The 19275-nt window shown below is 63.9% G+C and carries 18 protein-coding genes; 11 read left to right on the top strand and 7 right to left on the bottom strand.

Annotated elements, in window-relative coordinates; genetic code table 11:
• Positions 1–31: 31 nt before the first annotated feature.
• From D9R08_RS05375 to D9R08_RS05360, 4 genes are all read right to left on the bottom strand, one after another.
• Positions 32–1378 carry an ABC transporter substrate-binding protein gene (locus tag D9R08_RS05375; RefSeq protein ID WP_121897274.1) on the bottom strand — a complete coding sequence of 449 codons (1347 nt, stop codon included), beginning with the start codon at positions 1376–1378 and terminating at the stop codon, positions 32–34.
• Positions 1379–1632: 254 nt separating this feature from the next.
• Positions 1633–2823, bottom strand: a complete 1191-nt coding sequence (gene kynU / locus D9R08_RS05370; RefSeq protein ID WP_121897002.1) for a kynureninase — start codon at positions 2821–2823, stop codon at positions 1633–1635.
• A gap of 3 nt (positions 2824–2826) precedes the next feature.
• The gene (locus D9R08_RS05365) at positions 2827–3660 is read right to left on the bottom strand and encodes a tryptophan 2,3-dioxygenase (protein ID WP_121897001.1); all 834 of its coding nucleotides are present in this window, start codon (positions 3658–3660) and stop codon (positions 2827–2829) included.
• On the bottom strand, positions 3657–4487 hold the full coding sequence (locus tag D9R08_RS05360; protein WP_121897000.1) for an alpha/beta hydrolase: 831 nt from the start codon (positions 4485–4487) through the stop codon (positions 3657–3659). The genes D9R08_RS05365 and D9R08_RS05360 overlap by 4 nt, the downstream gene beginning before the upstream one ends.
• Before the next feature lie 163 nt (positions 4488–4650).
• On the opposite strand from D9R08_RS05360, the gene D9R08_RS05355 reads away from it, so the two are divergent.
• From D9R08_RS05355 to D9R08_RS05320, 8 genes are read left to right on the top strand one after another with little or no spacing between them, the layout of a single operon-like run.
• Positions 4651–6945, top strand: coding sequence for a bifunctional salicylyl-CoA 5-hydroxylase/oxidoreductase (locus D9R08_RS05355; protein ID WP_121896999.1), 2295 nt, complete (start codon positions 4651–4653; stop codon positions 6943–6945).
• Positions 6942–7697, top strand: coding sequence for an SDR family NAD(P)-dependent oxidoreductase (locus tag D9R08_RS05350; protein ID WP_121896998.1), 756 nt, complete (start codon positions 6942–6944; stop codon positions 7695–7697). Before D9R08_RS05355 ends, D9R08_RS05350 begins: the two co-directional genes overlap by 4 nt.
• Entirely contained in the window at positions 7694–8161 is a 468-nt protein-coding gene (locus D9R08_RS05345) for a MarR family winged helix-turn-helix transcriptional regulator (RefSeq protein WP_121896997.1), read from the top strand. Before D9R08_RS05350 ends, D9R08_RS05345 begins: the two co-directional genes overlap by 4 nt.
• 5 nt (positions 8162–8166) lie before the next feature.
• Positions 8167–8970 carry an enoyl-CoA hydratase family protein gene (locus D9R08_RS05340; protein WP_121896996.1) on the top strand — a complete coding sequence of 268 codons (804 nt, stop codon included), beginning with the start codon at positions 8167–8169 and terminating at the stop codon, positions 8968–8970.
• Positions 8970–10127, top strand: coding sequence for an acyl-CoA dehydrogenase family protein (locus D9R08_RS05335; RefSeq protein ID WP_121897273.1), 1158 nt, complete (start codon positions 8970–8972; stop codon positions 10125–10127). Before D9R08_RS05340 ends, D9R08_RS05335 begins: the two co-directional genes overlap by 1 nt.
• Before the next feature lie 4 nt (positions 10128–10131).
• The gene (locus tag D9R08_RS05330; protein WP_121896995.1) at positions 10132–11760 is read left to right on the top strand and encodes an AMP-binding protein; all 1629 of its coding nucleotides are present in this window, start codon (positions 10132–10134) and stop codon (positions 11758–11760) included.
• 4 nt (positions 11761–11764) lie between these two features.
• Entirely contained in the window at positions 11765–12169 is a 405-nt protein-coding gene (locus tag D9R08_RS05325; RefSeq protein ID WP_121897272.1) for an acyl-CoA thioesterase, read from the top strand.
• Positions 12169–12579: a RidA family protein gene (locus D9R08_RS05320; protein WP_121896994.1), complete on the top strand. Its 411-nt coding sequence runs from the start codon at positions 12169–12171 to the stop codon at positions 12577–12579. Before D9R08_RS05325 ends, D9R08_RS05320 begins: the two co-directional genes overlap by 1 nt.
• Before the next feature lie 63 nt (positions 12580–12642).
• On the opposite strand, the gene D9R08_RS05315 is transcribed toward D9R08_RS05320, so the two are convergent.
• Entirely contained in the window at positions 12643–13383 is a 741-nt protein-coding gene (locus D9R08_RS05315; RefSeq protein WP_121896993.1) for an aspartate/glutamate racemase family protein, read from the bottom strand.
• A gap of 3 nt (positions 13384–13386) precedes the next feature.
• Positions 13387–14100, bottom strand: a complete 714-nt coding sequence (locus D9R08_RS05310) for a GntR family transcriptional regulator (RefSeq protein ID WP_325048862.1) — start codon at positions 14098–14100, stop codon at positions 13387–13389.
• Positions 14101–14168: 68 nt separating this feature from the next.
• Here D9R08_RS05310 and D9R08_RS05305 point away from each other — a divergent pair, with 68 nt between their 5' ends.
• On the top strand, positions 14169–15860 hold the full coding sequence (locus tag D9R08_RS05305) for a thiamine pyrophosphate-binding protein (RefSeq protein WP_121896991.1): 1692 nt from the start codon (positions 14169–14171) through the stop codon (positions 15858–15860).
• A gap of 4 nt (positions 15861–15864) precedes the next feature.
• Here the strand turns inward: D9R08_RS05305 and D9R08_RS05300 are convergent, their stop codons facing one another.
• Entirely contained in the window at positions 15865–16779 is a 915-nt protein-coding gene (locus D9R08_RS05300; RefSeq protein WP_121896990.1) for a LysR substrate-binding domain-containing protein, read from the bottom strand.
• Positions 16780–16874: 95 nt separating this feature from the next.
• Here D9R08_RS05300 and D9R08_RS05295 point away from each other — a divergent pair, with 95 nt between their 5' ends.
• Both D9R08_RS05295 and D9R08_RS05290 read left to right on the top strand, forming a co-directional pair.
• Positions 16875–18011, top strand: a complete 1137-nt coding sequence (locus D9R08_RS05295) for an enolase C-terminal domain-like protein (RefSeq protein WP_121897271.1) — start codon at positions 16875–16877, stop codon at positions 18009–18011.
• Positions 18008–19255: an NAD(P)/FAD-dependent oxidoreductase gene (locus tag D9R08_RS05290; protein WP_121896989.1), complete on the top strand. Its 1248-nt coding sequence runs from the start codon at positions 18008–18010 to the stop codon at positions 19253–19255. The genes D9R08_RS05295 and D9R08_RS05290 overlap by 4 nt, the downstream gene beginning before the upstream one ends.
• The last annotated feature ends 20 nt before the right edge of the window (positions 19256–19275 follow it).

Below are 19275 nucleotides of genomic sequence, written 5' to 3'. Positions count from 1 at the left end.
TTCTTCAGCGCCCCGATCCCAGGTGGCCGCCCTAGCGGATGATCAGATCGTCGCCCAGGGTCGCGCGCATCTGCGCCTCGACCTCTGCTACGGCCTCCTCGACACTCTGGGTACCGCTCCACGCGGATTCCAGACCGCTGAACATCGCCTCGGAAAAGGCCCCGTATTGCAGATGGTTGGGTTGCGCATTGGCCGAAGCCAGCAGCACCTCGGTCGCCTCTGACGCCCATCTGTCGCCGCTGTAGAGATCCAGATCCTGCTGCACCTGCGCCACCGCAAGATGGCTCGATTTGATCGCGTGCAGCGTGTTCAGGCGCGGCTCGGTCGCGATGGCCACCAGCCGTGCGGCAATCTCTTCGGCCCGGTCATCGTCCTGATCGGTCAGCAGATAGACAAGCGGATGCGTGATGGTGTTGGGGCGGCCGGCATCATTGCCCGCCGGGATCAGCGAAAACTGGATCGTGTTCCAGAAATCCTCGTTCCCCTCGCGGCCATAGCGGCCGAAATGCCATGTCCCGCCATGCCAGAATGCGGCGCGTCCATTGGCAACCTCGTTGTACCACTGGTCCCAGTCGGTGCCGATATGGTTCTGCCGGGTCACGCCCGCCTCCACCGCGTCGACGAAGAACTGGTAGAATTCGGTCATTGCCGCCCGGTCGAAGACCAGTTGCCCGGTTTCCGGGTCGATCAGTTCACCGCCGAAGGATTGGTAGAACTGCGCATAGTCCGGCCCGTTGGAGACCCGCGGGTAAAACCCGTATCCTTCCTCGACAAGGCCCATTTCGACGGCGCGGGTGGCATCGGCCAGCATGTCGCGGAGTGTGTAATCGCCGCTGGCAACCATGTCGGGCAGGGCGTCGATCTGCTCTTCGGTATAGCCCAGCCCGCTCATCGTTTCGCGCCAGAAGAAGAAAGGTCGCGATTCGGAATCCTGCGGCACACCCCACTGCGTGCCACCGAAGGCGGCAATTTCCATGAGGTTCGGATAGACGTTGTTCAGCGGCCAGGCATCCAGATCGACATAATCCTCCACCGGCACGATGTATCCGGCCTGGCTCCACGGGGCGATGTCGAGATGCGAGGTGACAACGATATTGGGCGCGGTTCCGGCCTCGGCGCCAAGTGTCACGGCCTGTTTGAATTCATCCCATCCGGCGAAATCCCAACGCCCATCAACGGTGATGTCGATCTCTTCGCCCCGGATCGCGGCTTCGCGCTCCAGAATATCGGCGGCCATCTCGATCGCCTCGACACGGTAACTGTCGTTGTCGTTTGAGCCGCCGGCCCAGACGGTGATGGTGATTTGCTCGGCAAGGGCCGGAGCCGCGAAAGCAGCGAGCGTCGCGGCGATTGCCGTGCTGCGGGTCAATATGGTCATCAGTTTCTCCAAGGAAGAATTGTGGCAGAGAATGCGTCAGTGTGCACACGTGTGCAGAGCCTCTTCGATTCTTGTAACACCATCAAGACAATGTTTGCCGCTACGTAAGCCGGCAGATGCGGGCCGGACCCTGAAAACGGCCGCGCCACACGCCGCGATCCGCTTGCCTGACATCTGGTCAGGTCATCTCGCGGGCAGACCACCGGGCGCCAATCGGCACGCCCGCCAAGCCCCTCTCCCGGCCCGAAAAGAGTTCAGGTGACCTTGTTCGCCGTCTTGTAAGCCGGATCGTCCCAAAGCCGATTGGCCATGATATCCTGCAAGATGCCCGCGGCCGCCACAATATCGTCCTCGTCCAGATATAACGGGGTAAAGCCGAAGCGAATGATGTCCGGCGCGCGGAAATCGCCGATGACACCACGGGCGATCAGCGCCTGCATCGCGGCATATCCCTCAGCAAACGCAAAGGAAACCTGGGAACCCCGCATCGCCGGATCCCGGGGGCTGGCCAGCACCAGTTCCGGGCAGCGGGCTTCAACCTCCTGAATGAAGCGTTCCGACAGGCGGATAGAGGCGGCCCGGATTTCATCCATCGTCACGCCTTTCCAGACGGACATCGCCTCCTCCAGTGCACTCATCTGCAGAACCGGTGGCGTACCGACGCGCATCCTCTCGACACCCGAGGCCGGGCGATATTCCAGATCGAAGGCGAAAGGCGCATCATGGCCCATCCATCCCGACAGGGCAGGCCGCACATGATCCAAGATGTCGGGCCGCACATAGATGAAGGCCGGCGCACCTGGGCCCCCATTGAGATACTTGTAGCTGCATCCGACCGCGAATTCGCAGCGCGACCCGGTCAGATCCACAGGCAGCGCGCCCGCCGAATGGGCCAGATCCCAGATCATCACCGCCCCGGCATCATGGGCCCGCCTTGTCAACTCCGTCATGTCGTGTTTTCGGCCCGTGCGGTAATCGACTTCCGTCAGCATCACCGCCGCCACGGTCTCGTCCATTGCGCCCGCGACGTCCTCGGGGTCCACGATCCTCAGCTCGTGGCCTTGCCCGAGCGAGGTCAGAAGCCCCTTCGCCATGTAAAGATCGGTGGGGAAATTGCCGCTGTCGGACAGGACCACCTTTCGGTCCGGGCGCATCTCCAACGCCGCCGCCAGCGCCTGATAGACCTTGATCGACAGGGTATCTCCCATCATGACGCTGCCCTCCGGCGCGCCGATCAGCGCGGCCACCAGATCGCCAACGCGACCGGGCTGATCCATCCACCCGGCGTCGTTCCAGCCGCGGATCAGGCTTGTGCCCCATTCCGCTCCGATTACATCCGCCACCCGCGCCCTGACCGATTTCGGCAAGGGACCAAGTGAGTTGCCATCGAGATAGATCACGCCCTCGGGCAGATCGAACAGGTCCTTTCTGGGTAATGTTGACATGGTCTAAAGCCCTCCGCGCAGGTGCCAGAGTTCGGGAAACAGTTCCACCTCCAGCATACGGCGCAGATATTGCACACCGCTGGTGCCGCCGGTACCGCGTTTGAACCCGATGACGCGCTCCACCGTCGTGACATGGTTGAACCGCCATCGCCGGAAGTAATCCTCAAGATCAACCAGCTTCTCGGCCAGCTCGTAGAGTGTCCAATATGTTTCCGGGGCCCGGTAGATCTTGGTCCAGGCCGCGATGACGGTCTCATCGGATTGATGCGGCGCATCCATCCGGAACACCGAGGGGTCGAAGGAAATCCCGGTTTCTCCCGAGAGCGCGTCGAGCGCCACATGATAGAGCGAGGGCCGCGCCAGTTCGTCCTGCAACAGCCGGTGCAGTTCGGGCCTGTGTTCGTGCATCTTCATCATGCTGGTGTTGCGATTGCCAAGCGCATATTCGATCAGACGGTACTGGTGCGACTGAAACCCCGACGAGTTGCCCAACGCCTCGCGGAAGGTCGTGTAATCGCTTGGCGTCATCGTGCGCAGCACATCCCAGGCCGAGTTCAGCTGATCGAAGATCCGGGCGACCCGCGTCAGCATCTTGAAGGCCGGCTGGAACTGCCCGCGGCCGATCAGATCGCGGGCCGCCGATATCTCGTGCAGCACAAGCCGCATCCACAGCTCGGAGGTCTGGTGCTGAATGATGAACAGCATCTCGTCATGGGCGTCGGACAGAAGATGCTGCGCGCCCAGCACCTGATCCATCCGCAGATAGTCGCCATAGCTCATGTCTTTCCTGAAGGACATCTTGGCACCGTCTTGGGTGGGGTCGTAGGCATCGGTCATGGTGTCACCTTTTTGGGTGCGGTCAATGTGGTCAGGAGGCGGCTTTCGGCGTCGGCCAGCGCCGAGATAACCGAGAAATGGTCCTGCCCCGGCTCGTAGACCTCGCTCGTATCGGCGCCTTTCGCGCCCCAGATCTCGCCAATCAGGCGGGTCTGTCGAACCAGTTCCGGACGCTCGGCCGCCCCGACCCAGAAACAGATCGGGATCGTCTCGTACGGGTCCTGCAGCGCCGGGCTCTCCGCCACCGCCTCCGCCTCGCTCAGGCGCAGGGTCTCGTTCATGTCGGCCTGCAGAAGAGGGCGCAGATCATGAATGCCGCTGACCGAGATCACCCCTTCCAGCCGATCCAGCACCGGGCTGTCCAACGGGCCCGATCTGCACAGCATCCGGGATACGAGATGTCCGCCCGCGGAATGGCCGATGATCCGGATCGGGCCCGGCACCTCGCCTGCTGCCGCGGTGATCGCCGCGCCGATCTCCCGCGTGATGTCCGAAATGCGCGCCTCCGGTGCCAGCGTGTAGCTGGGGATCGCCATCGCCCAGCCGTGGGACAACGGACCGGCGGCCATATGCGACCAGAAGGACTTGTCCAGCGCCTTCCAATAGCCGCCATGGATGAACACAATCAGACCTTTCGGCTCTGTCCCCGGCGAGAACAGGTCGAAGCGGTTTCGCGGCCCCGGCCCATAAGGAATATCCAGCCGCGCGCGGCCTGCCGGCACCGCCCGGTCCCTATAGGCCGATGCCGCATCGGACCACAGATCGGCCAGCTTGTCGCTGCCGCGCACATAGCTGGAATTGTCGAACGCATCCGTCCAGTCGATCATCGCCCCTTCCCTTTCAACGCCCCTGTTAAACGTAATCGTTAGGCCTTTCAAAAATAAACTTCAAGCTTAAAATTTTATACTTGAAATACTTCCTATGCCGGTTAAGATGATTCCTATTAACAGAAGCGCCACAAGCCAGCGCCGAGCAATCAGGGAGACGAAGATGCGCATCGCATGTCTGGGAGGGGGTCCGGCAGGTCTCTACTTCGCCATCTCGATGAAACTGCGCAACCCGTCCCATGAGGTCACCGTTTTTGAGCGGAACAAGGCCGACGACACGTTTGGCTGGGGGGTGGTTCTGTCCGACGATGCGTTGGAGAACATGGCGCAGAACGATCCCGTCTCCGCCGCTGCGATCCGCGAAAACTTCGCCTATTGGGATGATATCGCGGTGGTCCATGACGGCCATCGCACCGTTTCCGGCGGCCATGGCTTTGCCGGGATCGGGCGCAAGAAGATGCTTCTGCTGCTGCAGGAGCGCGCGCGGGAGTTGGGCGTCGATCTGCGCTTCGAAACCCCCATCGGGCCGGTGGAAACCTATGCCGACGACTATGATCTTGTGGTGGCCTCTGACGGGATCAACAGCGCCGTACGCACCTCATGGGCGCAGCATTTCAAGCCGGAGGTGGATATCCGCGAGTGCAAGTTCATCTGGCTTGGTACCCATCAGAAATTCGACGATGCCTTCACCTTCATCTTCGAGAAGACGGCCCATGGATGGGTCTGGGTCCATGCCTATCAGTTCGATGACGACACCGCGACGGTGATCGTGGAATGCCAGCAGGACACATGGGACAGAATCGGGTTCGAGAAGATGTCGAAATCCGAAATCATTGCCAAATGTGAGGAGATTTTCGCCGATCATCTGAACGGCCATCCGCTCATGTCGAATGCCGATCATCTGCGCGGATCGGCGGTCTTCATGAATTTCCCCCGCGTGTTGTGCGAGAAATGGCACCACGAGAACGTCGTTTTGCTGGGCGATGCCTCGGCCACGGCGCATTTTTCCATCGGGTCGGGCTCCCGGCTGGCCTTCGACAGCGCCATCGCCCTGGCCGAGTTCCTGCATAGCGAACCGGACATGCGGCGCGCCTTCGAACGGTATCAGGACGAACGCCGCCTCGACGTGCTGCGCCTGCAATCTGCGGCGCGTAACTCGCTGGAGTGGTTCGAACAGGTCGAACGCTATCTCGACATGGACCCGGTGCAGTTCAACTACGCGCTCCTGACCCGGTCACAACGGATTTCGCACGAGAACCTGCGCCTGCGCGACCCGGACTGGCTTCGTTCGGCCGAAGGATGGTTTCAGCAAAAGGCCGGACTGCCCGCCGACGCGCCCGTCCGCCCGCCGATGTTTGCGCCCTTCAGGCTGCGCGAGATGGCATTGGACAACCGGATCGTCGTATCGCCGATGGCCCAATACAAGGCCGTGGATGGCTGCCCGACCGACTGGCATCTTGTCCATTACGGGGAGCGCGCCAAGGGGGGCGCGGGACTGATCTATACCGAAATGACCTGCGTGTCGGAAACCGGGCGGATCACGCCCGGCTGTCCCGGGCTCTACGCGCCCGAGCACGAGGCCGCATGGTCCCGTCTCGTTGATTTCGTCCATGCGGAGACCCGGGCGAAGATCTGCTGCCAGATCGGGCATTCCGGGCGCAAGGGCTCCACGAATATCGGGTGGGAGGGGATGGATACGCCGCTTGCAACCGGCAATTGGGATCTGATCTCCGCCTCCGCCATTCCCTGGTCCGGCGGCAACGCCACCCCCCGCGCGATGACCCGCGAAGAGATGGACCAGGTCCGCGATCAGTTCGTGGCCGCCACCCGAATGGCCGAACGGGCGGGCTTCGACATGATCGAACTGCATGCCGCCCATGGTTACCTGATCTCCTCCTTCATCTCTCCGGTGTCCAATGCCCGCGAAGACGCCTACGGCGGCAGCCTTGAAAATCGCCTGCGCTATCCGCTGGAGGTGTTCGCCGCGATGCGCGCCGTCTGGCCGGCGCCCAGGCCGATGTCGGTCCGGATCTCCGCCAATGACTGGGTCGGCGAAGACGGCGTGACCCCCGGGGATGCGGTGGAGGTCGCCCGGGCCTTCAAGGCCGCCGGCGCCGATATCATCGACGTATCCGCCGGACAGACGACGCCCGAAGCAAGGCCGGTCTATGGCCGGATGTTCCAAACCCCGTTTTCCGACCGGATCCGCAACGAGGCCGGTATCAGCACCATGGCAGTGGGCAATATCTACGAGGCGGATCATGCGAACTCGATCCTGATGGCGGGCCGCGCCGATCTGGTGGCCCTTGGCCGCCCGCATCTGGCCGATCCCTACTGGACGTTTCACGAGGCTGCGCGGATCGGTGACCGCCATGCCATCTGGCCCCTGCCCTACGAGGCGGGCCGCGATCAGGCCTGGCGACTGGCCGACCGCGAAGCGGAGGCGATCCGGGCATGAGCATGACAGGCAGACATATCGTCATAACCGGCGGAGGAACCGGGGTCGGCGCCGAAGTCGCGCTGCGCGCGGCTGCGCTGGACGGCAAGGTCACGATACTGGGCCGCCGTCCGGACCCGTTGCAGTCGATCGCCGACCGGACCGGCGCGCTGGCGCTCAGCTGTGACGTGACCGATGCAGACGCGGTCAGATCGGCGCTGGCCGAAGCCCGCGCGGCGCAGGGCCCCGTCGACATCGCCATAGCCAATGCAGGCGCGGCAGAGAGCATTCCGTTTTCGCGGATGGCTGTCGGGGATCTGACCCGCGACCTGTCGGTCAATCTGACCGGCGTCTTCAACCTCTGGCAGGCCGCCCTGCCGGACATGACGTCGCGCCGGTGGGGGCGGATGATCGCAATCGCCTCCACCGCCGGTCTCAAGGGATATCCCTATGTGTCTGGCTATTGCGCGGCCAAGCATGGCGTCGTGGGGCTGACCCGCGCCCTTGCGCTGGAACTGGCAAGAACCGGTATCACCGTCAACGCGGTCTGTCCCGGTTTCATCGAAACGCCGCTTCTGGACCGTTCCATCGCGACCATCGTCGACAAGACCGGGATGAGCGCCGAAGACGCCGCCAGCTCACTCCGCCGGAGCAACCCGCAGGACCGGTTCGTGCAGACGTCGGAGGTGGCCGAGGCGGTCCTCTGGCTCTGCTCGGACGGCGCGCAATCGGTCAACGGCCACGCACTCAGCATGTCAGGAGGTGAAATATGAATACCGATCCAAATCCGGACCCGTTCGAGCCAGAGAGCAAGGAGCGGCTGCGTCTCTGGTTGCGACTGCTGAAAACCACCCGTCTTGTCGAGGCCGAGTTGCGGGAACGGCTGCGGCTTGAATTCGCCACGACCCTGCCGCGCTTCGATGTCATGGCTGCCCTGCACCGCCATCCCAAGGGCCTGAAAATGAGCGAGCTTTCACGGTTTCTGATGGTGTCGAACGGCAATGTCACCGGCATCGTCGACCGGCTTGCCGAAGACGGGTTCGCCCTGCGGGAACAGGTCCCCGGGGATCGGCGGGCGGCCCGCGCGCGGCTGACCCAGAAGGGCAAGGAGGAGTTCATCCGTCAGGCCGAAGCGCATGAGGCGTGGCTGGATGCGATGCTGGCCGAGATCGGCCCGGACATAGCCAGCGACCTCAGTACCGCGCTGGCCCGCATTTCCGACAAGTTCGAGGATTGATCCCCATGGCCCGTCCCGACCCAGAGCATTTCCTCTGCCAGATCGAGAATGGCATCGCCACGGTCGCGCTGGACCGCCCGGAGCGGAAGAACCCGCTGACCTTCGATAGCTATGCCGAACTGCGCGACTGGTTCCGCGACCTGCCCTATGCGGAGGATGTGGATGCGGTGATCTTCGCCCCGAATGGCGGGAATTTCAGCTCGGGCGGGGATGTGCATGACATCATCGGGCCCCTGACCCGCATGAACATGAAGGAGCTTCTGGCCTTCACCCGGATGACCGGCGATCTGGTCAAGGCCATGGTCAATTGCGGCAAGCCCGTCATCGCGGCGGTCGACGGCGTCTGCGTGGGCGCGGGCGCGATCATCGCCATGGCATCGGATTTGCGGATTGCGGCCCCGGGGGCCAAGACCGCCTTTCTGTTCACCCGTGTCGGGCTTGCCGGTTGCGACATGGGCGCCTGTGCGATCCTGCCGCGGATCATCGGACAGGGGCGCGCGGCGGAACTGCTTTACACCGGCCGGTCGTTCACCGCCGAGGAGGGCGCGGCATGGGGGTACTTCAACCGCGTGGTTCCGGCCGAGAATCTCATGGAGACCGCGCAGGACATGGCGGCGCGCATCGCTGCCGGCCCCAATTTCGCGCATATGATGACCAAGACGATGCTGGCGCAGGAATGGTCCATGTCGATCGAACAGGCGATCGAAGCCGAAGCGCAGGCGCAGGCCATCTGCATGCAGACCGGCGATTTCACGCGCGCCTACGACGCTTTCGTCAAGAAGGAAAAACCGGTGTTCGAGGGGGAATGATGGCAGATAGAACCTTTCTCGACTGGCCGTTTTTCGAGCCTCATCACAAGACGCTGGCGCAGGAGCTGGACCTTTGGGCCGCCCGGCATCTGGGTGATATCGACCATGGGGATACCGATGCGGCCTGCCGCGCGCTCGTCGCGGCCCTGGGAGAGGCGGGCTGGCTGCGCCACAGCGGCGCGGCAGACGGCGAAACGCTGGATGTGCGCACGCTTTGCCTGATCCGGGAAACGCTTGCGCGTCATGACGGTCTGGCCGATTTCGCCTTTGCCATGCAGGGGCTGGGAACGGGTGCGATTTCCCTTTTCGGCACAGAAAGCCAGAAAGCCGAATGGCTGCCGCTGACCCGGTCGGGAAAAGCCATTTCCGCCTTTGCACTGACGGAGCCGCAATCGGGCTCGGATGTGGCGAATTCGACGATGACGGCCAGGCGCGACGGCGATCATTTCGTCCTGAACGGCGAAAAGACATGGATCTCCAACGGCGGCATAGCCGATGTCTACACGGCTTTCGCCCGCACGGGCGAGGCGCCGGGCGCGAAGGGGCTCTCGGCCTTCGTCCTCCCCGCCGATCTTCCGGGCCTCGACGTGGTCGAACGGCTCCAGACCATTGCGCCCCATCCTCTGGCCACGCTCCGCTTTTCGGAATGCCGCGTTCCGGCCGCAAACCTCATCGGCGCGCCGGGCGCGGGATTCAGGATCGCGATGTCGGTTCTTGATGTCTTCCGCTCCACCGTTGCGGCCGCCGCACTGGGCTTTGCGCGCCGCGCGCTGGACGAAACGCTGACCCGGGTGACGACCCGCGAGGTTCAGGGCGCCCCGCTTTTCGATCTGCAGCTGGTGCAGGGCCATATCGCGGATATGGCGCTCGATGTGGATGCCGCGGCCCTTCTGGTCTATCGCGCCGCCTGGACCAAGGACAGCGGCGCACCGCGCATCACCCGCGAGGCCGCGATGGCCAAGCTGTTCGCCACTGACCATGCCCAGCAGGTGATTGACAAGGCGGTGCAGCTTCATGGCGGGGACGGCGTGAAATCCGGCGAGATTACCGAGAGGCTCTATCGCGAGATCCGGGCCTTGCGCATTTACGAAGGCGCCTCGGACGTGCAGCGCGTGGTCATCGCCCGTCAGGCGCTTGGCCTGCATCAGGGAGGGTAAGACTATGCTGCGACCATCAGCCCATACCGACATGTTTGCGCGCGACAACCTGCCCCCGGCGGACACATGGCCTGATCTGCTTCTGGACGGTTTCGACTACCCCGACCGGCTGAACGCGGCGGTGGAACTGACCGATGTGATGGTGGCGAAGGGTTTTGGCGATCACACCGCGCTGATCGGGAACGGCCGCCGGCGCACCTACAAGGAGCTGACCGACTGGACCAACCGGCTGGCCCATGCGCTGGTGGACGATCTTGGCATCAGGCCCGGCAACCGGGTGCTGATCCGGTCGGCCAACAACCCCGCGATGGTCGCCTGCTGGCTGGCCGCGACCAAGGCGGGCGCGGTGGTGATCAACTCGATGCCGATGCTGCGGGCCGGCGAGTTGAGGTCCTATGTGGAGCTGGCCGAAATCGCGTTTGCGCTTTGCGATACACGGCTGATGGACGAGATGACCGCCTGCGCCAAGGACAGCGCTTTTCTGAAAACCGTCGTGGGGTTCGACGGCACTTCGAACCACGACGCCGAACTGGACCGACTGGCGCTTGAAAAACCGGTCCGGTTTCAGGCGATCGATACCGCGCAGGACGATGTGGCGCTTCTGGGCTTCACCTCGGGTTCCACTGGTGCGCCCAAGGCCACGATGCATTTTCACCGGGATCTCCTGATCATCGCCGATGGCTACGCGCGCGAGATACTGAATGTCACCGATACCGACGTCTTCATCGGGTCGCCGCCGCTTGCCTTCACCTTCGGTCTGGGCGGGCTTGCGATTTTCCCGCTGCGCTTCGGCGCGGCCGCAACGCTGCTGGAAAACGCCTCTCCGCCCAACATGATCGACATCATCGAAAAGTACCGCGCGACGGTCTGCTTCACTGCGCCGACCGCCTATCGCGCGATGATGAAGGCGATGGATGAGGGGGCCGATCTCTCCTCGCTCCGCGCGGCGGTTTCGGCCGGAGAAACCCTTCCCGGACCGGTTTACGAAGAATGGATGGCGCGGACCGGCAAGCCGATGCTGGACGGGATCGGCGCGACGGAGATGCTGCATATCTTCATCACCAACCGGTTCGACGACCACCGACCGGCCTGCACCGGCAGGCCCGTCACCGGCTACGAGGCCAAGGTGATCGGGTCTGACGGGCAGGATCTGCCGGCGGGCGAAATCGGCCGTCTGGCCGTGCGCGGGCCCACCGGCTGCCGCTATCTGCGGGGCGCGCGGCAGGCGGATTACGTGCAGGATGGCTGGAACATCTCGGGCGACACGTTCGTGATGGATGCCGAAGGCTATTTCCATTTTTCCGCCCGGAATGACGACATCATCCTCTCCTCGGGCTACAACATCGCCGGCCCGGAGGTGGAGGCGGCCCTTCTCGCCCATGCCGCCGTGGCCGAATGCGCCGTCATCGGTGTGCCGGACGACGACCGGGGCGAGATCGTCCAGGCCCATGTGGTTCTCTCCACGGGCGCGGAGCCAGGGGAGGCGCTGACCAAGGAACTCCAGGATCATGTGAAAGCCACGATTGCCCCCTACAAATATCCACGCTCGATCGTCTTCGTGAGCGATCTGCCAAAGACGGAGACCGGTAAGATCCAGCGCTTCCGTCTGCGGCAGACCCGGAATGGCGGGTAGAATGATGGCTTTTTCGATGCGTCAGAAAGTGCTCTTCAAGCATTGCGACCCCGCCGGGATCGTCTTCTATCCGCGTTACTTCGAAATGATGAATGACTGCGTGGAGGCGTTCTTCGACCATATCGGCCATCCGTTCGAGGAGTTGCATACGAAGGCCGCCGTCCCCACCGCGCAGATCGAGACGACCTTCACCGCACCCAGCCACCATGGCGACATGCTGGATATCCGTCTGGGATGCACCCGGATCGGAACCAGCAGTCTGGGCATCGCGTGGCACGGATCGGCTGACGGAGAGACCCGCTTCACCGCAAGCGCCACGCTTGTGCATGTGGGGCAAAACGGGCGGCCCCTGCCGTGGCCGGCCCCGCTCAGAAATACGTTAGAACTGCATTTGGAAGGAGCCGATTAATGGCGCAAAGGATCATCCAGCCCGACGGATGGGCCCCTGCAAAGGGGTATGCCAACGGCGTTCTGGCCGCCGATGGCCGCTTGTCGGTCGCAGGGCAGATCGGCTGGAATCATCAGAAAGTCTTCGAAACCCATGATTTCATCGGCCAGACGGAACAGGCTCTGAAGAACGTCGCCGCCGTGGTCGAAGCGGCGGGCGGGCGCGTCGAGGATATCACGAGGCTGACATGGTATGTCACCGACAAGACCGAATATCTCGCCCGCCAGCGCGAGGTGGGGGAAGCCTATCGCCGGGTCTTGGGCCGCCATTTTCCCGCGATGACCATGGTCGTGGTCGTGGGGCTGGTCGAAGATGCGGCCCTGGTCGAGATCGAGGCAAGCGCCCTGATCCCGCCCCCGGCAGACGGCTGAGGTTGAAAGGGCCCGCCAGCCCGGCATGGGGCGGCCCGCGCCGCCCGTTCAGGGGTGACGCGATCAGACGCGCGGGTCGTCCAGATCGCCGGGGAACCTGCGCGGCATGAGCCCGGCCTGAAACCATGTCAGGAAACTGTGGATCGAATAGACCGGCAGCCCGGACTGCCGCCGGATATCCGCCGCATAGGGCACCATATTGGTGCATTCCAGCACGATGGCGCCGGTTTCGGGATGGTGCGCGGTCAGCGTCGCGGCGGCGTCCAGCAAATCCGCGCGGCAGGCCGCGAAGTCTATCTCCGCCTCGTCACCCAGCACAGCGCGGGTAAACTCGCGCCCCTCGTCGGTGCCGATCACCGGCGTGTCGGCAGGGACGCCCGCCGCCGCCAGATGCGCGGGGCCGAGCGTTTCCCTCGAAATCGTCAGGATCGCCACCCGCCGGTCCGGCGGCAATGTCGCCTGCACCATAGGCACCTGCATCAATGCGGAGGTCGCCACGGGAACACTCAGTTCCGCGGCCATTTCGCGTTGCAGCAATGCAAGAAATCCGCAATTCGTAGCGATCCCGTCGCATCCCATTTCCACCAGATCGCGCCCCGCGGCAATGAAATCCTCCAGCCGGGACCGGGGGTCGCCGCGCACCACGTTGTCCGGCGTGGCCCCCCGCACCACACGATACTGCACCGGAAAGGGCCAGCTCAGCGCATTGCCGATATCGCCTGGGATGCGCGGAAACCGTGTTTCCAGCATCAGCACCCCGACCGAAGCGCCGTAAACGGTTTTGCCACCCGGTGTCTTCTGCATCGCTCAGCCCGCCTGCACGTAGATATGGGAAAAGGCGTCGCGGACCGCCTGGGTCGCATCCTCCTTGCGCATCTCGATATGGGCGCGCAATTCGGCAAGGAGCAGGTCCTGATCCCGCGCGATCAAGGCCCCCAGAATGGTCCGGTGCGCGCCCATGCGCCCCGGCCTGCCATCCTCCATCTTCAGCCCCATCATCCGCACGTAGCGGATGCGACCGTTGATGTTCTCCAGCATTCGTTCCAGCTCCGCATTGCCCGACAGGCGCACCAGCGCCATATGAAACGCCTCGTCCATCTCCAGCAATGCCAGACGATCCGTCGTCCGCTCGTAAAGAGGCTCGGCCCGGTCCAGATCGTCGGCCAGTTGCGCGATGGCGGCGGGGCTGGCGCGGCTCACCGCATGGCGCATCGCCTCGCATTCGATGGCCGCGCGCGCCTCGTAAAGATCCATGATCCGTTCGGGCGTGAGCGAGCGGCAGAAAAATCCCTGCCCGCCCGTAAAGGTCAGATATCCCTCGGAAACCAGGCGGTTCAGCGCCTCGCGCAGCGGTGTGCGGCTGACCGACAGGCGCTTGGCCATCTCGCCCTCCCGGATACGCTCATCGGGTTTGATGCGGAATTCCGCCGCCATCCGGCGCAACTGCGAGGTGAGACGGTCGACATGGCTTTCGGTCATCATCGGCTCCTCCGAAAACGTCGGTGCAGGATGATATTTCAACTTGAGTATTGCAAGATATTTAGTGCTGTATACAGAATGAAATGCAGGCCGGAAGGGGGACGTGTGCCATGACCAACAAAATGAACGGGGCCGAAGCACTGGTTGCGATGCTGAAGGCGCATGACGTCCAGCATATCTTCGGACTTTGCGGCGACACATCCCTGCCCTTTTACGATGCGATGCGATCCCATGGCAGTGCCATCACCCATGTGCTGACCCGCGACGAACGCTCCGCCACATACATGGCCGATGCCTATTCCCGCGTGACCGGCCGCCCCGGTGTGGCCGAAGGGCCCTCCGGCGGAGGGGCCACCTATATCCTGCCCGGGCTGATCGAGGCGTCGGAAAGCTCCTATGCAGTGCTGGGCATTACCACGGATATCTCCGTCGGCAGTTACGGGAAGTATCCCCTGACCGAGGTCGATCAGGCCGCATTGATGCGGCCCCTGACCAAATGGAACACGGTGATCGTGCAGGCCGCCCATATTCCCCGCATGCTGCGCGCCGCCTTCCGCGCCATGACCACGGGCCGGGCCGGGGCGGCGCATCTGGGGCTGCCCTATGACATCCAGTACGATCCGGTTGACCCGGCCGATATCTGGGCCGATCCGAAACATCGAAGCTACCCGGCCTATCCGCAGGCGCCCGAACCTGACGCCGTCGATGCCGCGATGGAGGCGATCCTGTCCGCGAAATCGCCGCTGATCGTTTGCGGCGGCGGGGTGGTGATTGCGGGCGCGATGGCGGACCTGGCCCGCCTCGCCTCCCGGCTGGACATTCCGGTCGCCACTTCGATCTCGGGCCAGGGGGCGCTGGCCGACTCGCATCCGCAATCTCTGGGCGTGGTCGGCTCGAACGGCGGCACGGACGAGACCTGGGAGGCGATGGAGGGCGCCGATCTGGTCGTTTTCATGGGCTGCCGCGCCGGCTCCACCACCACCGCCAGATGGGAAGCCCCGAAACCCGGCGCGCGGATCGTGCATTTCGACAATGACCCGATGGTGATCGGCGCGAATTACCGGACAGAGGTGGGCGTGGTAGGCGATCTGCGCCTGTCCCTTGCGGCGCTGAATGCGGCGCTCGACAAACGCCGGCAGGGTCTGGCGACATTTGGCGGGGCCAAGGCGGTGGCCCATCTCAAAGGTCGGAAGTTCGCCTGGTTCGAAGCGCTTGCCAAAAGCTCGCAGGCCCCGATCCGCCCCGAGCGCGTGGTCGCCACGCTGAACCGCCTGCTGCCGGAGGATGCCACCATCCTGTCCGACCCCGGCACCAGTTGCCCGTATTTTTCCGCCTATTACCAGCAGCCTCTGGCGGGCCGCTTTTTCATCACCAACCGTGCCCATGGCGCTCTGGGCTATGCACTTTCCGCGTCTCTTGGCGCGTGGTACGGGAGGCCCTCTTCCAAGACCGTGGCCCTGATGGGCGATGGCTCCTTCGGTTTCACCTGCGGCGAGTTGGAGACCGTAACGCGCGCCGGCGCGAACATCACCTATATCGTGTTCTCCAATTCCAATTTCGGCTGGATCAAGGCCAGCCAGATGGCCGACAAGGGTGCACGCTACTACAACGTGGATTTCGGGCGTGTCGACCACGCCGCCGTTGCCGCCGCCTATGGGGTGAAATCCTGGCGGGTGGAGGACCCCGAAAAACTGGACTCCGTGTTGAAAGAGGCGATTGCCCATGACGGCCCGACACTGGTCGACGTGATCTCGCAACCGTTGGAGGAGGCCGCCGCCCCGGTCCGCCGCTGGATGGGCTAGGCGCCTAGCCGGCGGTCGGTTCCGGCGCGGCCGCATAGGGTGCAAGCTCGGCCAGCAGAAGCGCCAGGAACTCCTGTCCAAGTGCGGAAAGCGGCCTTGCGCGCGAGGTGATGACCACCAGATCCATCATGATGCGCGGACGGAAAGGGCGGGTCACGAACCCTCCGCCCTCGTCGAAATCCAGCGCGAACGGGTCGAGCATGGCAACGCCCATCCCCTCTTTCACGAAGCTGAGCTTGTTCTTGAACAGATGGGTGTGGATGCGTGTCCGCCACGGTACGCCCGCGGTATGAAACGCCTCCCGCGTGCGGCGATGGGTCATGTGATCGGGGCCCATGACGATGAAGGGCTCCCCTTCCATCAGCGCGGGCGACAAGACCTCGTGCCGGGCCAGCGGATTGTCCTCATGCATCGCCACAAGGGTTTCCACGGCCAGCGGGTGATGCTCGAACGCATCGTAGAGCAGGGGCATTTCGCAGATACCGATCTCGAACAGGCCAGCCATCACCCATTCCTGGATCTTGGAGGAGTATTGCGACTGGAACGAGATCGACATGTCCGGCCGGGTCTGCGCGAACCGGGCGATCAGCTTCGGCATGAACCCGAAGGACAGCGCATGTTGCGAGGCGACCTGAAGCTGCCCACCCTGCTTGTTCTGCAGATCGACCACCGCTTGCGAGACATGGTCCAGCCCGCGCACGACCGTATCGACCTCCTGATACAGGACCCCGGCCTCCGGCGTGGGGATCAGCCGGCCCTTGACCCGCTCGAACAGCCGGAACCGGGTTTCCCGCTCAAGCTGCGCCAGAAGGTTGGAAATGCCGGGCTGGGAGATGCCCAATAGCGCCGCCGCGCCCGTCACCGTGCCGGTCTCGTAGATTGCATGGAACGCCTGAAGCTGGCGGAATCGAATGGACATGGCGACATATATATCATTTTTTGTGATGAGTTTGCCATAACTCCGTATTTGAAATGATGATCCCGCATTGGCACGGTTTTGCCGCAGGGGGATGCATGACGGACCAGAACCAGATCATCACGGAATTTGCCCTTTGGCATCTGTCCTTGCCGGTGAACGCGCGGCGCGACCACGGCATCGGCTCGGTGGAACACGCGATCGAGATCGTGGTGCTGCGGCTCGGCGCCGAAGGCGGTCAATACGGGTACGGCGAGGCCTCCCCCTGGGTCGTGTTCACCGGTTCGGCCGAAGCGTCATTCGCCGCGCTGGACCGCTACATCCGCCCGCTGGTCATCGGGCGGCCGGTGGGCGCACACCCCTCGATCATGGCCGAGGCGCAGGCCGCTGTCGCCCACTGCACCGAGGCCAAGGCCGCGCTGGACACGGCGCTCTACGATCTGCGCGCGCGGATCGCGGGCATTCCGGTCTGGGCGCTGCTTGGCGGGCGCACAAGGGATCGCATCCCGCTCTCCTGCTCCATTGCCGATCCGGATTTCGACAAGGACCTGCGATTGATGGAACGGCTCCGCGATGACGGGGTGCGGATCATCAAGCTGAAGGCAGGCTTCAGGGATCACGCCTTCGACATTCTGCGGCTGGAACGGCTCCGCAAGGATTTCCCCGAGTTCGACATCCGCGTGGATTACAATCAGGGCCTGCATCACGACACGGCGATGGCCTGCCTCCGCGATGTCGCCGGGTTTCGGCCCGGTTTCATCGAACAGCCGGTCAAGGCGCATCTGCGCGACCTGATGGCCCGCCTGAGGGACGCGATCGACGTGCCGCTTCTGGCCGATGAGGCCGTGTTCGGGCCCGAAGACATGATGCCGGCCACCGCCCTCGGGCTGGCCGACGGCGTGTCGGTCAAGATCATGAAATCGGGTGGGCTGGCCCGTGCCCAGACGGTGGCGCGCATGGCGCAATCCGTCGGCATGTCGGCCTATGGCGGCGACATGTTCGAAAGCGGCCTCGCCCATCTGGCAGGCACCCACATGATCGCGGCGACACCCGAAATTACCCTTGGATGCGAATTCTATCAGGCCAGCTATTTCCTGAGGGAGGATATACTCTCCACGCCCTTCCCGGTCGAGAACGGGCAGGTGGTGGTGCCCGATGCCCCGGGTCTGGGCGTGGATGTGGACCCTGATACGCTGGCCCGGTTTTCGATCAATCGCTCGGGGCTGGCCGCATGACCACGGAGGCGCACACGGTTGTCGTCGGCGCGGGTATCGTCGGCGTTTCCACCGCGATCTGGCTGCGCCGCGCCGGTGTTCAGGTGACCCTGCTGGACCGCGACGCGCCAGGGCAAGGCACCTCTTACGGAAATGCCGGTGTGCTGGCCAATTGCTCGATGGTACCGGTGACGGTGCCCGGGTTGATCCTGAAAGGTCCGCGATATGCGCTCGATCCGAACTTCCCCCTGTTTCTGCGCTGGTCCTATCTGCCGAAACTGCTGCCCTGGCTGCTGAAGTATCTGGCCCATGCCAATGACGCGGAGACCCGCCGCATCGCCCATGGGCTGACCCCGATCGTCGGCGACGGGGCCGATCAGCACAAGGCGTTGAGCGCGGGGACGGGCGCGGCGGACTGGGTGGTGGAGAGCGATTACACCTTCGCCTATGCAACCCGCGCCGCGTTCGAGGCCGACAGCTATGTCTGGGACCTGCGCCGCGAGGCCGGTTTCGAACCCGAGATACTCGACGGCGACGCCGCCCGCGACTACGAGCCCAATCTGGGCCCCGCAGTCGATTGCCTTGCTGTGATGAAGGACCATGGTTTCATCCGCGATCCCGGTGGCTATGTCATGGCGCTGGCAGAGGAGTTTCAGCGGCTCGGCGGCACGTTCCGCAAGGCCGATGTCAGGGATTTCAGCTTTACGGACGGCAAGGTTCGCGCGGTCGAAACCACGACCGGGCCGATCCCCTGCACCGATGTGGTCCTGGCCACCGGCGTCTGGTCGAAACCGCTGATGAAGAGGCTGGGGCTGACGATCCCGCTGGAAAGCGAACGCGGCTATCACGTGGTCTACGAGGACGCGACGGGTGGCCCGGCGATGCCGATCATGGTGGCGGCGGGCAAATTCGTGGCGACGCCCATGGCGGCGGGTCTCAGATGTGCCGGCGTGGTGGAGTTCGGCGGGCTGGAGGCCGGGCCTTCTGCCGCGCCCTTTGCCCTTCTGCGCCGCGAAGTGGCAAAGGCCTTCCCCCGGTTGCAGGCCAAGGCCGAGCTGGAATGGCAAGGCCATCGTCCGGCCCCTGCGGACAGCCTGCCCCTGATCGGGCAGGTCGGTGGCACCGGCGTCTATGTCGGGTTCGGCCACCATCATATCGGCCTGACGGGCGGGCCGAAAACCGGGCGTCTGCTGGCGCAGCTGATGACGGGACAAAAGCCGAATCTGGACATGGCGCCCTATGATCCAGCACGGTTCGCCTCATGACGCACCACAGCAAAACCAAA

Source organism: Rhodophyticola porphyridii (genome assembly GCF_003688285.1).
In the GTDB taxonomy this organism is placed as follows: domain Bacteria; phylum Pseudomonadota; class Alphaproteobacteria; order Rhodobacterales; family Rhodobacteraceae; genus Rhodophyticola; species Rhodophyticola porphyridii.
The sequence above is the reverse complement of the archived record's forward strand: the minus strand, read 5'-3'. Positions and strand labels throughout refer to the sequence as shown.

Coding starts and splice junctions, on each gene's coding strand:
- D9R08_RS05375 (WP_121897274.1), bottom strand. CDS start 1,378: ATGACCATATTGACCCGCAGCACGGCAATCGCCGCGACGCTCGCTGCT.
- kynU (WP_121897002.1), bottom strand. CDS start 2,823: ATGTCAACATTACCCAGAAAGGACCTGTTCGATCTGCCCGAGGGCGTG.
- D9R08_RS05365 (WP_121897001.1), bottom strand. CDS start 3,660: ATGACCGATGCCTACGACCCCACCCAAGACGGTGCCAAGATGTCCTTC.
- D9R08_RS05360 (WP_121897000.1), bottom strand. CDS start 4,487: ATGATCGACTGGACGGATGCGTTCGACAATTCCAGCTATGTGCGCGGC.
- D9R08_RS05355 (WP_121896999.1), top strand. CDS start 4,651: ATGCGCATCGCATGTCTGGGAGGGGGTCCGGCAGGTCTCTACTTCGCC.
- D9R08_RS05350 (WP_121896998.1), top strand. CDS start 6,942: ATGAGCATGACAGGCAGACATATCGTCATAACCGGCGGAGGAACCGGG.
- D9R08_RS05345 (WP_121896997.1), top strand. CDS start 7,694: ATGAATACCGATCCAAATCCGGACCCGTTCGAGCCAGAGAGCAAGGAG.
- D9R08_RS05340 (WP_121896996.1), top strand. CDS start 8,167: ATGGCCCGTCCCGACCCAGAGCATTTCCTCTGCCAGATCGAGAATGGC.
- D9R08_RS05335 (WP_121897273.1), top strand. CDS start 8,970: ATGGCAGATAGAACCTTTCTCGACTGGCCGTTTTTCGAGCCTCATCAC.
- D9R08_RS05330 (WP_121896995.1), top strand. CDS start 10,132: ATGCTGCGACCATCAGCCCATACCGACATGTTTGCGCGCGACAACCTG.
- D9R08_RS05325 (WP_121897272.1), top strand. CDS start 11,765: ATGGCTTTTTCGATGCGTCAGAAAGTGCTCTTCAAGCATTGCGACCCC.
- D9R08_RS05320 (WP_121896994.1), top strand. CDS start 12,169: ATGGCGCAAAGGATCATCCAGCCCGACGGATGGGCCCCTGCAAAGGGG.
- D9R08_RS05315 (WP_121896993.1), bottom strand. CDS start 13,383: ATGCAGAAGACACCGGGTGGCAAAACCGTTTACGGCGCTTCGGTCGGG.
- D9R08_RS05305 (WP_121896991.1), top strand. CDS start 14,169: ATGACCAACAAAATGAACGGGGCCGAAGCACTGGTTGCGATGCTGAAG.
- D9R08_RS05300 (WP_121896990.1), bottom strand. CDS start 16,779: ATGTCCATTCGATTCCGCCAGCTTCAGGCGTTCCATGCAATCTACGAG.
- D9R08_RS05295 (WP_121897271.1), top strand. CDS start 16,875: ATGACGGACCAGAACCAGATCATCACGGAATTTGCCCTTTGGCATCTG.
- D9R08_RS05290 (WP_121896989.1), top strand. CDS start 18,008: ATGACCACGGAGGCGCACACGGTTGTCGTCGGCGCGGGTATCGTCGGC.